Origin of the sequence: Streptomyces longwoodensis (assembly GCF_001514125.1) — a bacterium.
In the GTDB taxonomy this organism is placed as follows: domain Bacteria; phylum Actinomycetota; class Actinomycetes; order Streptomycetales; family Streptomycetaceae; genus Streptomyces; species Streptomyces longwoodensis.
Map to the genome: position 1 here is coordinate 116,201 of NZ_KQ948558.1, position 12,705 is coordinate 128,905.

The 12,705-nt window shown below is 74.1% G+C and carries 15 protein-coding genes; 7 read left to right on the plus strand and 8 right to left on the minus strand.

Going from position 1 to position 12,705, the window contains the following annotated elements; translation table 11 throughout:
• Positions 1–107: 107 nt before the first annotated feature.
• From AQJ30_RS25025 to AQJ30_RS25035, 3 genes are all read right to left on the minus strand, one after another.
• The gene (locus AQJ30_RS25025) at positions 108–485 is read right to left on the minus strand and encodes a MerR family transcriptional regulator (protein ID WP_067238235.1); all 378 of its coding nucleotides are present in this window, start codon (positions 483–485) and stop codon (positions 108–110) included.
• Positions 486–604: 119 nt separating this feature from the next.
• On the minus strand, positions 605–1,297 hold the full coding sequence (locus AQJ30_RS25030) for an SDR family NAD(P)-dependent oxidoreductase (protein WP_067238238.1): 693 nt from the start codon (positions 1,295–1,297) through the stop codon (positions 605–607).
• 153 nt (positions 1,298–1,450) lie between these two features.
• Positions 1,451–2,287 carry a helix-turn-helix domain-containing protein gene (locus AQJ30_RS25035; protein WP_079084308.1) on the minus strand — a complete coding sequence of 279 codons (837 nt, stop codon included), beginning with the start codon at positions 2,285–2,287 and terminating at the stop codon, positions 1,451–1,453.
• Positions 2,288–2,367: 80 nt separating this feature from the next.
• Between AQJ30_RS25035 and AQJ30_RS25040 the strand changes: the two genes are divergently transcribed.
• From AQJ30_RS25040 to AQJ30_RS25050, 3 genes are all read left to right on the plus strand, one after another.
• Positions 2,368–3,357, plus strand: a complete 990-nt coding sequence (locus tag AQJ30_RS25040) for a magnesium and cobalt transport protein CorA (protein WP_067238243.1) — start codon at positions 2,368–2,370, stop codon at positions 3,355–3,357.
• A gap of 103 nt (positions 3,358–3,460) precedes the next feature.
• Positions 3,461–3,967 (plus strand): DUF6584 family protein, encoded by a 507-nt coding sequence (locus tag AQJ30_RS25045; protein ID WP_067238244.1) that lies wholly within the window; start codon positions 3,461–3,463, stop codon positions 3,965–3,967.
• A gap of 59 nt (positions 3,968–4,026) precedes the next feature.
• A complete protein-coding gene (locus AQJ30_RS25050) occupies positions 4,027–4,467 on the plus strand; it encodes a VOC family protein (RefSeq protein WP_067238246.1) in 441 nt (146 codons plus the stop codon).
• Between the two features lie 25 nt (positions 4,468–4,492).
• On the opposite strand, the gene AQJ30_RS25055 is transcribed toward AQJ30_RS25050, so the two are convergent.
• Positions 4,493–4,774, minus strand: a complete 282-nt coding sequence (locus AQJ30_RS25055) for a hypothetical protein (protein ID WP_067238248.1) — start codon at positions 4,772–4,774, stop codon at positions 4,493–4,495.
• Positions 4,775–4,899: 125 nt separating this feature from the next.
• Positions 4,900–5,442, minus strand: a complete 543-nt coding sequence (locus tag AQJ30_RS25060; RefSeq protein ID WP_067238251.1) for an MOSC domain-containing protein — start codon at positions 5,440–5,442, stop codon at positions 4,900–4,902.
• Positions 5,443–5,592: 150 nt separating this feature from the next.
• Between AQJ30_RS25060 and AQJ30_RS38110 the strand changes: the two genes are divergently transcribed.
• Together AQJ30_RS38110 and AQJ30_RS25065 are read left to right on the plus strand one after the other, a co-directional pair.
• Positions 5,593–5,847, plus strand: coding sequence for a winged helix-turn-helix transcriptional regulator (locus AQJ30_RS38110; protein WP_107119698.1), 255 nt, complete (start codon positions 5,593–5,595; stop codon positions 5,845–5,847).
• A gap of 92 nt (positions 5,848–5,939) precedes the next feature.
• The gene (locus tag AQJ30_RS25065) at positions 5,940–6,674 is read left to right on the plus strand and encodes a dienelactone hydrolase family protein (protein ID WP_067238252.1); all 735 of its coding nucleotides are present in this window, start codon (positions 5,940–5,942) and stop codon (positions 6,672–6,674) included.
• Positions 6,675–6,752: 78 nt separating this feature from the next.
• On the opposite strand, the gene AQJ30_RS25070 is transcribed toward AQJ30_RS25065, so the two are convergent.
• Positions 6,753–7,406 carry a carbonic anhydrase gene (locus tag AQJ30_RS25070; RefSeq protein ID WP_067238254.1) on the minus strand — a complete coding sequence of 218 codons (654 nt, stop codon included), beginning with the start codon at positions 7,404–7,406 and terminating at the stop codon, positions 6,753–6,755.
• Positions 7,407–7,584: 178 nt separating this feature from the next.
• On the opposite strand from AQJ30_RS25070, the gene AQJ30_RS25075 reads away from it, so the two are divergent.
• Both AQJ30_RS25075 and AQJ30_RS25080 read left to right on the plus strand, forming a co-directional pair.
• The gene (locus AQJ30_RS25075; RefSeq protein WP_245727105.1) at positions 7,585–7,815 is read left to right on the plus strand and encodes a hypothetical protein; all 231 of its coding nucleotides are present in this window, start codon (positions 7,585–7,587) and stop codon (positions 7,813–7,815) included.
• 76 nt (positions 7,816–7,891) lie between these two features.
• Positions 7,892–8,935, plus strand: coding sequence for a LacI family DNA-binding transcriptional regulator (locus AQJ30_RS25080; RefSeq protein WP_067238257.1), 1,044 nt, complete (start codon positions 7,892–7,894; stop codon positions 8,933–8,935).
• A gap of 36 nt (positions 8,936–8,971) precedes the next feature.
• Here the strand turns inward: AQJ30_RS25080 and AQJ30_RS25085 are convergent, their stop codons facing one another.
• Positions 8,972–11,410: a beta-glucosidase H gene (locus AQJ30_RS25085; RefSeq protein WP_067238260.1), complete on the minus strand. Its 2,439-nt coding sequence runs from the start codon at positions 11,408–11,410 to the stop codon at positions 8,972–8,974.
• An 84-nt stretch (positions 11,411–11,494) separates the two neighbouring features.
• Entirely contained in the window at positions 11,495–12,586 is a 1,092-nt protein-coding gene (locus AQJ30_RS25090) for a DUF1996 domain-containing protein (RefSeq protein WP_067238262.1), read from the minus strand.
• Between the last annotated feature and the right edge of the window lie 119 nt (positions 12,587–12,705).

Sequence of the window (12,705 nt, forward strand, 5' to 3'; positions counted from 1 at the left end):
CGGCGACCTTAATCAGGCGGGCGCCGTCCGCGGGGGCGACAGGGTGTGGGGAGTTGCGCCGTGAGGCCAGACGTTGTGTCCCTCCACACCAGCATCGCGAGGCCGCGCTACGGGTGCGTGTCCGTGAGCGCGATGACCTGGTCCAGGCGGTCCCGGGCGGCCACCAGGTCGTCGATCCTGGCCTGGATGCGCTCGCGCTCGGCGCGCAGCATCGCGCGCTGGTCGGCGTCGGTGTGCCCGGCGTCCCAGCACGGGAGGAGTTCGGTGATCCTGCGGCTGGTCAGGCCGGCGGCGTACATCTGCTGGAAGAAGCGGACCCTGGCGATGGCGTCCTGCCGGTACAGGCGCTGGCCGGACGGGCTGCGGTCCGCGGTGAGCAGCCCCTGCTGCTCGTAGTAGCGCACGGCGCGCACCGAGACGCCGGCGCCCCGCGCCACCTCGCCGATGCGCATCAGCCGCTCGGTCCCGTCCACTGTGACAGACATGGTGGTCCCTCTCACCCCGGTTCCGCCGGTCGGCCCTTGCCCCTGACGCCGACGTCAGGTGTGAGGGTACCTGCCCCGGGGCCGGGGCCGGGGCCGACGGCCGCGGGAGCGGTGCGGGGTCACCAGGGGAGGCTTCCGGACCGGCCGATGAACCGGCCCGTCGGTCCGTCCGGGCCGATCGTGGCGAGGGCCACGACGGGGTCCGCGCCGTCGGCGACGCTGTGCCCGAGGCCGCCGGTGAAGTCGGTCGCGGTCTGCCCGGGGTCGGCGGCATTGACCTTCACGTCCTTCAGTTCCTTGGCGTACTGGGTCGTCAGCATCGTGACCGCGGCCTTCGAGGCGCTGTAGAGGGGCAGGGCGTACTGCGACTCGACGCGCGCCGGGTCCTGGGTCATGCCGAACGAGCCCATGCCGCTGGAGACGTTGACGATGACGGGGTGCGGTGACCTGCGCAGCAACGGGAGGAAGGCGTGGGTGACCCGCACGATGCCCACGACGTTCACGTCCAGCACGGCGCTCATGTCGGCGGCGGTGTACTCCTCGACGGGACCGACCCTGCCCAGCACACCGGCGTTGTTGACCAGTACGTCGATCGCGCCCTCGTGGGCGGCGACGTCCGCGGCCGCGGCCCGGACCGAGGCGTCGTCGGTCACGTCGATCTGGACGAACCGCGCGCCGAGCGACGCCGCAGCGGCCAGGCCGCGCTCACGGTCGCGGGCCCCGAGGAGGACGGTGTGCCCCGCCTCGACGAGGCGACGAGCGGTCTCGTGGCCGAGGGACTTGTTGGCCCCGGTGATGAAGGTGGTGGTCATGCCGGCTCCCGGTGGTCCGCACAGCGCCGTCGTGCGCCGTGTACGCACTCCATGCTGGGCACGCGGCGGGAGGGGCGGGAGTGACGGCGCTTCCTGGTACCGGGCGTACCACCCGGCGGCCGGCTCCCCCGCACCGGGCGCGGCGCCGGTGGGTCAGCCCGGGGAGGCGGACATGTCCTGGAGCCCCACGGTCGCGAGGAGTTCGAGTTTGCTGCCCGCGTCGGTGCCCGGCTGCGGCGTGTACACCACGAGGCGCAGGTCCGTGTCCTGGGTGGTGAGGATGTCGGAGGCCAGGGCGATGTCTCCCACGTCCGGGTGCTGGACGCGTTTGTGCGCGCTGCGGTGACCGCCCACCGCCCGCCGGCCCCACAGCTCGGCGAACCGGGGGCTCGCCCCCAGCCTCGCCACCAGCGCCGCGAGCTCGGGGTCCCCCGGGTAGCGGCCCGTCGTCGCGCGCAGGTCGGCGACGAGGGACTCCTCGAAGGCCGCACGCTCCGCCGCCGTCTGCCGGATCCGGGGCAGCTCGCCCAGGAACTGCCGGACCAGGATGTTGCGTTCCTCACCACCGGGGGCCGTGGGATCGCCGAACGTGGCCGCGAACAGCGCGTTCCAGTGCAGCAGTTGCCAGGTGGCGTCGTAGACCGCCAGCGGGCTGCCGGCCAGTTGGTCCACGATCCGGTACAGGCTCCCCGGGATCATGCGCGGCACCCGGCTGGGGTCCGCGGCGTGACCGGCCATGCGCAGCAGGTGCGCGTGCTCGTCGTCGGACAGGCGCAGGGCCCGCGCCAGCGACGAGCAGACCTGCGCCGACGGGGTCGCCACCCGGCCCTGCTCCAGCCGGACCACGTACTCCACGGAGATGCCGGCCAGTGTCGCCAGCTCCGTGCGGCGCAGGCCGGGCACCCGGCGCGGTGAGCCGTGCGCGTGGCCCACGGTCGCCGGGTCCAGGCGGTCGCGCCACGCCCGCAGCGCGGCACCGAGTTCGTTCATGCCCACCATCCTCGCGCCTCCCCCCGGCGGAGGTGGGCCTCCCGGGCATGAAATGCCGAGGCCGAAGCACTCGGAGGGGCATGGAGTGCGCGATCTATCAGGAGCAGACGGATGAGTGGGAGCAGATCGACTGCCGGCAGGAGGACGGCGGGTGCAAGGCCACCCTGGCCCGCCTGGCGGAGCTGAAGCCCGACGAGTTCGCCTGGATCCGCCTGGACGAACCCGGGCAGGAGGAGCTGCAGCAACTGGCCGAGCACCTGCACCTGCACCGGCTCGCCGTGGAGGACGCGGTCCACGCCCACCAGCGGCCGAAGTCGGAACGCTACGGCGACGTACTGGCCGTGGCGGTCAAGACCCTGTGGTTCGTCGAGCGGACGTCGGACGTGGAGACGGGCGAAGTGATGATCTTCCTCGGTCCGTCCTTCGCCCTGACCGTCCGGCACGGCGCGGCCGACCCCGCCGCCGAGGCCGCGCGACGGCTCGCGCAGCAGCCCGAACTCGCGCGGCTCGGCCCGGTGAGCGTGCTGCACGCGGTGACCGACGTGGTCGTCGACGCCTACACCCGGGCCGCCGCCCAAGTGCGCACGGACCTGACCGAGCTGGAGCGGTGCGTGTTCTCCCCCGCCCGCGAGGACCTCACCGAGCAGATCTACTCCCTCAAGCGGGAGGTGGTGGAGTTCCGCGAGGCCATCCAGCCCCTGGTGCCGGTCCTGCAGCCCTTCGCGACCCCACGGCCGGACTGGCCGCACGAGGTGGCGCCGTACTTCCGTGACGTCGCGGACCACCTCACCCGCGCCGACGCCGAGGTCCGCGCCATGGACGACCTGCTGTCCTCCGTCCTGGACGCCCACCTGGCGAAGGTGAGCACCTGGCAGAACGACGACATGCGGCGCATCAGCGCCTGGGCGGCCATCTTCGCCGTACCCACCATGGTCGCCGGCATCTACGGCATGAACTTCGCGCACATGCCCGAACTCGACTGGCGCTACGGCTACCCGTGCGCGCTCGCCGTCATGGCACTCGGCGCGGGCTTCCTGTACCGGGCCTTCCGGCGCAACGGCTGGCTGTGAGGAGGAGCGGGGAGCGCCATTCGCACAGGCGCCGCCGGGCGGCGGGCGCGGGGTGCGGGAAACCGGGTCGACGGCGATCGCCGCCGTACCCGATCATGCGGTCATGCCGTTGAGAGACACCCTCGCCCGAGTCGACGCGGACCTCGCCGCCGGCCGGGTCCCCGTCGCCCGCCAGCGCCTGCGCGGGCTGGTGTCGTCGTTCCCCGACGACCTGGTGGTCCGCCGGCGCCTGGCCGAGGTGTACCGCCTCTACGGCGACCCCGCGGAAGCGGGCCGCTGGATGTACCTCGAGGAGGACCGGGAGGCGGCGGAGACCTCCGCCTTCGAGGCGCGGTACCCCACGGCCCCGCAGCGGATGCGGGCCCTGGCCTGGCAGGGCCCGGAGTCGCTCGCCCCCACCGCCTTCGCCAGGGAACAGCTCGCGGCCGTCCGGGTGGCGTGCTCCGACGCCATGGGACGCCCCGTCGACTGGGACGCGGTGCCCTCCGCCGCGGAGGCGGACGGCACGGGCAGCACCGTCACCGGCTTCCTGGCAGGGGCGGGGTGCCTGGTGGCGGTGCTGGCGTTCCTCGCGATCTGGGTGAACGGACTCGTCGCCCTCTTCGACTGACGTCGGCCGGCCCGGCGAGGTGACGTCGGTGGAGGGCCCCGCTGGGTAGCATCCCGCGCATGGCCATCACACTCGAGAACGTCGGCATCGCCGTTCGCGACATCGAAGCCGCGATCTCCTTCTTCACCGACCTCGGCCTCACAGTCCTCGGCCGTGACACGGTCCGGGGTGAGTGGACCGACACGGCCGTCGGCCTCGACGGGAACCACGCCAGGATCGCGATGCTCGGGACGCCGGACGGCCACGGCCGCCTGGAGCTGTTCGAGTACATCCATCCCGAGGCGATCGAGACGGAGCCCACGCGCCCCAACGAGATCGGCATGCACCGCGTCGCCTTCTCGGTCGACGACCTCGACGCGGCGCTGGCGACGGCCGCGCGGCACGGCTGCCGTCCGCTGCGCGGGGTGGCGACGTACGGGGACGTCTACCGGCTGACGTACCTGCGCGGTCCCAGCGGCATCCTGGTGATGCTCGCCGAGGAGCTGAAGAAGCAGGAGTGACGGCCGGACCGGTGCCGCCTACGCCTCACGCGGTCGGGGCCACCGGCCGGGCCGGTTCGCCGGGTTCGAGCTCCAGCGGGTACAACTGGCTCCAGTACAGGCGCAGCACGTCCTCCGGGATCCCGGCGGACGCCTCGGCCCGGTCGCGGAAGGCGAGGTGCAACTCCTCGACCCGGTCCCCCACTTCCCCGGCGGCGCGCGGCCCGGACCGCACGCCTCGCCCGGCCCACCAGCGCGCGGCGCAGGCCGCTCCGGCGGCGGCGGCCGCGGTGATGGCCAGTACCTCGCGCGACGAGATCACCCGCATGACACTCCCCGACTCTCCCCCGACCAGGCCCATGCATAGGGGGTGTCCCGAGTGCGGCCGTTCATGCCACCCCTGCGGGGGGTGTCCGGGCCGGGTGCCGCCGCCCACCACCTCGGTGCGGGACGTCAGACCCGGTCCAGGGGGCGGTGCGGGCCGTCCGGGAGGCGGACGTCGATCGTGTCGCCCGGGCGCACCACACCGCCCTCCTTCACCACGCTCATGATCCCGGCCTTGCGCACGACGTTGCCGTGCTCGTCGCGCCCGACGACCTGCTTCAGCAGCCCGTCCTGGAAGCCGTCGATCTGCCGGCTGGGGTTGCGCAGGCCGGTGACCTCCAGGACCGCGGAGTCGCCGATGTGCAGCAGGGTGCCCACCGGCAGGCCGAGCAGGTCGAGGCCGCGCGTGGTGATGTTCTCGCCCAGCTCGCCGGGCGCGACCTCGTAGCCGTGCGCGCCGACCTTGGTGAAGAGCTCCTCGTGGATGAGGTGCACCTGGCGCAGGTTCGGCTGGGTGGGGTCCTGCGCCATGCGGGAGCGGTGCTTGACGGTCACGCCGGCGTGGACGTCCCCCTCGACGCCGAACCCGGCCAGCACCCTGATGCTGTCCCGGTTCGGCTTGGTGAACGAGTACGCGCCGTTGCTGCTCACTGCCGTGACTACCCCGGTCATGCCCGACTTCCCCTCGTCGTCCGCGTGATCGGTGACGAGCCTAGCCCGGACGCCGCCCCACGCACGCAGACCCCTCGGGCCCTCAGAAACCCGTCAGCGTGATCTTGCCGACCGCCTTGCCCGACTCGAGGACGCGGTGCGCTTCCGCAGGTGCGCGGCGCCAACGGTGCCGAGTACCCGGCGGTCCCCCTGCACGTCGAGTGCGCGCTCACCGCACTCGGCCGCAGCGTGGCCGGCCCGCTGGGCCGGCTGCGGACCTGGGTCGAGGACCACCTGGACGACATCGAGCCGTCGAGCCGACGACCCCTGCCCACGAGGGGCTCCGGAAATTGCGTTGGCCGGCCGGGACGGCCGCTGCTACGGTTCCCGAGGCCGTGCGAGAGACCGAGGAGGTGGTACCCGTGAACGTTTCGACATGGGTGCTCCCCTGCGGGGTCACGGTCGGGCGGTAGGCCGTCCGGGAGCGCCGTCCACGCGCACTCCCGAAAGGCACGACCGTGCACTTCACTTCCGAACAGCACCTCGACGACGGCGTCCTCGCACGCGACTTCACCCTGGGCGAGATCCCCGGCACCCTGTGGACGCCCGCGTCCGACGCCCCCCTCCCGCTGGTGCTGATGGCCCACAACAACGGCCTGCCCAAGGCGGATCCCCGGCTGGTGGCCCGCGCCCGGTACACCGCGGCACGCGGCTTCGCGGTGGCCACCATCGACGCCGCCGGGTGCGGCGACCGTCCGCGGTCCGCCGCCGCCGAGCAGGCCCGCGCCGAACTCCGGCGGGCCGTGCAGGCCGGCCGGCCGGCCGACGAGCTCGACGAGCTCTTCGAGTCCCTCGTCGGCCCGCTGGTCGCCGACGCGGTGCCGGAATGGCGGGCGACCCTCGACGCCCTCCTCCGCCTCCCGGACATCGGCGGGCCGGTGGGGTACTCCGGGGGCTGGGCAGCCCTCGGCATCCGGCTCGCGGTGGCCGAACCCCGCATCGTGGCCGCCGGTTTCTTCGCCGGGGGCTATGTGCCCCGCGCCCAGCGCGAGGAGGCCCACCGGGTCACCGTCCCGCTGCTGTTCCTGCTCCAGTGGGACGACGAGGGCAACCCGCGCCGACGGGCCCTGGACCTCTTCGACGCCTTCGGCAGCAAGGAGAAGACGCTCCACGCCAACCTGGGCGGCCACACGGGCACCCCGGCGTTCGAGCTGGAGGACGGCTGCCGGTTCCTGGACCGGCATCTGAAGTAGGACGTGACGAAGGCGGCTGCCCGGCCCCCGGGGCGCGTCACCCACGCGCCCCGGGGCGGGCAGCCGCCCTCGGTCGGGTCAGGACGCCGCGGGGACCGCCGCCGGGACCGCTGCCTCGAGGCCGCGCGCCGCGACGACCTGGGCGGTGCCGTCGGCCAGGCGGTAGCGCAGGCCCACCACCGCGGTCCGTCCGGCGGCGACCTTCTCGGCGAGGTACCGGGAGCGCTCGAGGAGCTGGTCGACGGTACGCCGCACGTGCTCGGCGAGGATGTCGTCGGGCTCGGTCCGTCCGGCGGCCCGCGCCGCCAGCACGCTCGGGGTCACGCGCTCGACGACGTCGCCGACGTAGCCGCCCGGCGTCGCGCCGTTCTCCACCGCGGCGCACGCGGCACCGACCGCGCCGCACGAGTCGTGGCCCAGCACCACGACCAGCGGGCAGTTCAGCACCTCGACGCCGTACTCGACGCTGCCCAGCACCTCACCGCCGGCCACGTGGCCCGCGGTGCGCACCACGAACAGGTCGCCCAGTCCGCGATCGAAGATGATCTCGGCGGCCAGCCGGGAGTCGGAACACCCGAACAGCACCGCGAAGGGCTGTTGGCCCGGCGCGATCTCCGCGCGGCGGGTGGCGTCCTGGTTCGGGTGCTCGGGCGTACCGGCGACGAAGCGCTGGTTGCCGGCCAGCAGCAGCTCGAAGGCTTCCTGGGGCGTCGGGGTCTCGATCTCGCTCATGGGCCGAAAGCCTAGAACCCCTGGCCAACGAACGCACGGCCTGGTCCCGACTCGTCTCACCAGCTGGGAGACGCCCGCCCCGTGCGCACACGCGGTGACGCCACCCGCATGGCGGTCATGGGGGGCGTGGAGCGCCGTCCCGCATGCACCCCGCCCGGTCACGGCGCACCCTGGTGCCATGCCCTCCATGCCCTCCGTGCCCTCTACGCCCCCTGTTGTCGTCTACCCGCCCGACGAGCGCGGCGGCCGCCGCGTGCGCATCGACAGCGAGATCTCCGGGATGGCGTACGGCGTCCGCGACGTGGCCGAGTTCCTGCGCCGCGCCGGCCTGGAGATCGACCCGTCCGAGGTGGCTCAGGCGGCGTGGATCGACTGGCGGGGAGGCGGCCCGGACGTGTGGACGCACTGATCCCGGCCCCCACCCCGCGGCCCCGGCTCCCCGGGCGATCTACCCAGCCTTTTCGCCGTGCCGTTACAGTGCACGCGTGAGTAGGCAGCCACCGACCCTCGAGGACGTCGCCCGGGCGGCGGGGGTGTCGCGGGCCACGGTGTCCCGGGTCGTGAACGGCGTGCGCAACGTCGATCCCGCCCTCCAGGAGGTCGTGTTCCGTGCGATCGAGCTGACGGGTTACGCCCCGAACCGCGCTGCCCGCTCCCTGGTCATCCGGCGTGCCGAGACGGTCGCCCTGGTCATCTCCGGCGTGGGTGGCGCGGCGGACGACGCGGCCCGGGAGGTGTTCGCCACCCGCGTGTTCACCGATCCGTTCTTCGGGCGGGTGGTCGGCGGCGTGATGAGCTTCCTGCGGCCGCGCTCCATGCATCCGGTGCTGATGCTCGCCGAGTCCGACGCCGACCGGCAGGAGGTGGTCTCCTTCCTGCGGCAGGGGCGGGCCGACGGCGCCCTGGTCGTCTCCACCCACCCGGACGACCCGCTGCCCGCGCTGCTCGCCGGGGCGAAGCTGCCCGCCGTGCTCTTCGCCCGGCCCTCGCGACCCGTCCCGCTGACCTACGTCGACCTGGACCACCGGGCGGGCGGTGCGCTGGCCGCGCGGCACCTGCTGGCGCGCGGGTGCCGCCGGCCGGCCACGGTGAGCGGGCCGCTCGACGTGCGGGCGAGCCGGGAGCGGCTGGCCGGCTTCCGCGAGGCCCTCGCGGAAGCCGGGGTGACGGACGTGCCGCTCGCCGAGGGTGGTTTCACGCTCGCGAGCGGCATCGCGGGCACGGCCGAGCTGCTCGCCCGGCACCCCGACCTGGATGGTGTCTTCGCGGCCAACGACCTGATGGCGCAGGGTGCTTGCCGGTTGCTGCGCGAGCGCGGCAAGCGGGTGCCGGGCGACGTCGCCGTGGTCGGTTTCGACGACAGCGGTGTGGCCGTGACCTGTGAGCCGCCGCTCACCTCGGTCCGGCAGCCGGTGGAACGGATGGCCGAGGAGATGGCCCGGCTCCTCGACGGCCAGGTGCGCGGTGAGGCGGGGGCCCCGACCGGCGTCGTCTTCGACCCCGAACTCGTCGTACGCGCCTCCGCGTGAGCGCGTCGCGCGGGGAAAGCGCTCCCGTCCGCCCGCTCACGGCGCGCCCGTGACCGTGACCGGGCGTTCGCACCGGACGTCGCCCGCCGAGCGCCCGACCAGCAGCCGGTAGGTCCCGAGTTCGGTCCGCCACTCCTGGTCCCGGGTCGACCAGTGCCGCAGGGCGCGGGGTTCCACCACCACCTCGGCGGTCACCCGCTGTCCCGCCTCGGCGCGGACCGCCGCGTACCCGGCGAACCAGCGTTCCGGTCGGTCCACCGTGGAGCCGGGGCGCGCCAGGTAGACCTGGACGACCTCCCGTCCCGCCCGTGGCCCCGTGTTGCGCAGGCGCACCCGGAGCGTGATCGGGGAGCCCTCCGTAGCCCGGGTCGGCCCGTCCACCGATTCATAGTCCCACCGGGTGTAGCCGAGGCCGTGGCCGAACCAGAACGCCGGTTCCCGGCCCGTCCGCAGCCAGGCCCGGTACCCGACGTGCAGGCCCTCGTCGTACGGCAACCGTCCGCGGGTCGGGCGGGTCTCGGTGACCGGGGCGTCGGCGAGGCGGGCCGCCCAGGTGGTGGGCAGGCGGCCCCCGGGTTCGGCGCGGCCGAGGAGGACGTCGGCGATGCCGGCGCCGGCCTCCTGGCCGGGGAACCAGCCGAGCAGCAGGGCGGCGACCCGGTCGCGCCAGGGCAGTTCGACGGGGCCCCCGCTGTTGACGACCACGACGGTGCGCGGGTTGGCCGCCGCCACGGCCCGCACCAGGTCGTCGTACGCGCCGTCCAGGGCCAGCGAGGTGCGGTCGCGGCCCTCGCGCTCGCTGTGTTCGGTGGTGCCCACGAAGACGACCGCGGCGTCCGCGCCGCCGGCCGCGGCCGCCGCCTCGGCCAGGGCGGCCCGCGTGTCCGGAGCGGGCGGGGCGGCCGCGAGGACGGTGGCGCGCCCGTCGCCGGGGAGCAACTCCCGTCGCGCCACGACGTGTACGGGCCGCAGCGAGGTGAGGGAGGTACGGGCGGTGCGCAGCGGCGGGGTGACGTGCACGATCGCCGGATCGTCGGTCCGCCGGGGGAACGCGGCGTCGAGCAGGGTCCGTTCGTCCACCCGGAGGGTCATCCGGCCGAACCCGGCGACGCCGAACGTCCAGGTGCCGGTGGTGGTCGGGCGCAGCAGGGCGCTGATCTCCACGGTGTGCGCGCCGGCCACCAGGGTCGGTTCCAGCTGGCGTCCGGACAGCCGTCGTTCCGCGTGGAGTTCGCGGCCGTCGGCGTCCAGCAGTCGTACCAGCACTCCCGGGGCGCCCGAGCGCGGATCGGTGCAGTGGTCGGGGGTGACCGGGGCGGGCGGTACGTCGAGGGCCGGGCCCGGGACGTGGACGACGCGGGCCCGGCCGCGCAGGGCGCTGCGCAGGGCGTCCAGCGGGGTGACCGTTCCCGTCGGGTGGACCTCGGCGCTGCCGCCGCCCTGGGTGCGCGGCGTGGCGGCGTGGGCGCCGATGACGGCGAGGGTGGACAGGGCAGCGGGGTCCAGGGGCAGGACGTCGTCGTGGTTGCGGAGCAGGACGCTCGCCGCGGCGACGGTCCGGCGCAGCAGCGCCCGGTGGCCGCGGTGTGCCCGGGCGGGGACCGTGCGGGGGCGGTGCGGGCCGAGGGCGCCGACGCGTGCGGCCAGCCGCAGCAGGCGGCGCACCTTGTCGTCGACGGCCGGCTCGGGGACCTCGCCCGCGCGGACCGCGTCGGTCAAGGAGCCGGCCCACGGGCTGTCCGGGCCGGGCATCGCCAGGTCCAGTGCGGCGCGGGCGGTCTCCCGCGTGGCCCGCACGGCGGCCCAGTCGGAGACGACAACCCCGTCGAAGCCCCAGTGCCCCTTCAGGACCTCCCCGAGCAGCGGACTGGCGGTCATGGTGGTGCCGTTGACGCGGTTGTAGGCGGCCATGACGAGCCACGCGCCCGCCTCCACGGCCCGCTCGAACGGCGCCAGGTACACCTCGCGCAGCACGCGGTCCGGGACCCGGACGTCGACCGTGAGGCGGTCGGTCTCGGAGTCGTTGGCGACGAAGTGCTTGGCCGTGGCCGCGACGCCCTGGGACTGGATGCCGCGGACGAGCGCGGCGCCGGTGCGGCCGGTCAGTTCCGGGTCCTCGGAGAAGCACTCGAAGTGCCGGCCGCCGAGCGGGCTGCGGTGCAGGTTGAGGGTGGGTGCGAGGACGACGTGCACCCCCTTGCGGATCGCCTCGGCCGCGAGGAGGCGGCCCAGTTCGGTGAGGAGTTCCTCGTCCCACAGCGCGCCGAGGGCGGAGGCCGAGGGCAGCAGCGCGGAGGTGCGCCGCTCGTCCCAGGACTCCCCGCGCACGCCGGCCGGCCCGTCGGACAACACCATCGCCCGCAGTCCCAGGTCCGGTTCGGCGGCGGTGCGCCAGGTGGTGGCGCCGGTGAGCAGGCGCACCTTCTGGTCGAGGCTCAACTTGTCGACCAAACGGTCGAGTTGTTCGTCGTTCATCCCACCCCTTGTTCGGCGACGAAGGGCCCGGTCGCCCCGCCGCCGGGCGGCAGGGGACCGGGCCGTGCGGCTCCCGGCCGGTGCTCAGGGCAGCCGGTAGTCGCTGTTGAGCGTGGCACCCGCTTCCGGGTGCGTCTGGTCGTAGCCGCGCGCGTCGCACTGCAGGCCGCCCACGATGCAGTGGTCGACCAGCGCCTTGAGGGTGCGGTCCTCCCAGGCGTTGAAGAAGTCGTAGTGGAAGGAGTAGCCGCGCCCGCTGGCCAGGCGCACCTGGGACATGTCGCCGTTGACCGGGAAGGCCATCTTGAACTCGATCATCGGCAGGGCGACCGGGTGGTCGGCGGGGCACATGTTGTCGTTGGTGCCGGGCTTGACCACCGGGTACGCCATGTGGCTCTTGTGGTCCGGGGTGTCGAGGTACTTCCCGTCCCAGCAACTGGGCGCCTGGAAGCGGATGTTGAGCTGCACGTCGGCCCGGTCGGGACAGCTCGCCGGGAAGTCGGTGTTGAAGTAGCTGTCGCCGCACTCCCAGCCCTCGACGAAGCCGCGGTGGTGGCGGAACTCGTCGGCGGTCTGCATCGGGTTGCCCACCACGAAGCGCAGGCCCTTGGGGAAGGGCCGCACGCTGGTGTAGTCGGTGACGCCGGCCTTGTAGTAGATGGTCTGCGGGCCGACGGGGAGGATCTTGCGGTCGCCGTTGTACAGCGACGGCATCCAGTAGCCGGAGGCGTCGGCGGGCGCCTTGCAGGTGGTGGCTCCGCCGGTGAGGGAGGCGGTGGTGCTGTTGGCGTCGGTCGAGGTGTTGCCCATGAAGGTGTGGTCGTGGGACTTGCCGGGCTGGCCGGGGTAGACGATCGGGTCGTCGGGCGCGGTGTGGGTGACCGAGCAGTTGGCCTGGAACTCGTGGAAGTAGCGGGTCGGCGGGGTCGCCGTGGACGGGGTGACGCCGGTGACCTGCGGGACCGCCGGGATGTAGCCGTCTCCGTCGGGGTCGTCGCCGGACGCCTGGGTGGACACCGCCATGGTGTGCCCCAGGTGGGCGGTGGTGGCCGTGGTGGCGTCCCGGCCGGTGTGCGTGTCGGTGGTGGCCGAGGCGATGGTGCCGACGCCGAGGACCGTGGCGACGAGCGCGGTGCCGAGGAGGAGTGCGGGGAGCCGGCGTGGACTCGATCTCATGGGATCTCCTGCCCGTGAGGGGGGTGGAAGGGGGGGGGTGGGGACCGCGTCGCGCCGGGGCGCCACGCGGGGGTGACGGGCGGGTCCGGTGGCGCCGGGCCGGGTACGGGAACCGCCGC

Bases quoted from the DNA above. Each gene is read 5' to 3' on its own strand.
- AQJ30_RS25055 (WP_067238248.1), bottom strand. From the start codon at position 4,774: ATGCGGGTGATCTCGTCGCGCGAGGTACTGGCCATCACCGCGGCCGCC.
- AQJ30_RS25060 (WP_067238251.1), bottom strand. From the start codon at position 5,442: ATGACCGGGGTAGTCACGGCAGTGAGCAGCAACGGCGCGTACTCGTTC.
- AQJ30_RS25045 (WP_067238244.1), top strand. From the start codon at position 3,461: ATGCCGTTGAGAGACACCCTCGCCCGAGTCGACGCGGACCTCGCCGCC.
- AQJ30_RS25075 (WP_245727105.1), top strand. From the start codon at position 7,585: ATGCCCTCCATGCCCTCCGTGCCCTCTACGCCCCCTGTTGTCGTCTAC.
- AQJ30_RS25050 (WP_067238246.1), top strand. From the start codon at position 4,027: ATGGCCATCACACTCGAGAACGTCGGCATCGCCGTTCGCGACATCGAA.
- AQJ30_RS25035 (WP_079084308.1), bottom strand. From the start codon at position 2,287: ATGAACGAACTCGGTGCCGCGCTGCGGGCGTGGCGCGACCGCCTGGAC.
- AQJ30_RS25040 (WP_067238243.1), top strand. From the start codon at position 2,368: ATGGAGTGCGCGATCTATCAGGAGCAGACGGATGAGTGGGAGCAGATC.
- AQJ30_RS25030 (WP_067238238.1), bottom strand. From the start codon at position 1,297: ATGACCACCACCTTCATCACCGGGGCCAACAAGTCCCTCGGCCACGAG.
- AQJ30_RS25085 (WP_067238260.1), bottom strand. From the start codon at position 11,410: ATGAACGACGAACAACTCGACCGTTTGGTCGACAAGTTGAGCCTCGAC.
- AQJ30_RS25070 (WP_067238254.1), bottom strand. From the start codon at position 7,406: ATGAGCGAGATCGAGACCCCGACGCCCCAGGAAGCCTTCGAGCTGCTG.
- AQJ30_RS25025 (WP_067238235.1), bottom strand. From the start codon at position 485: ATGTCTGTCACAGTGGACGGGACCGAGCGGCTGATGCGCATCGGCGAG.
- AQJ30_RS25090 (WP_067238262.1), bottom strand. From the start codon at position 12,586: ATGAGATCGAGTCCACGCCGGCTCCCCGCACTCCTCCTCGGCACCGCG.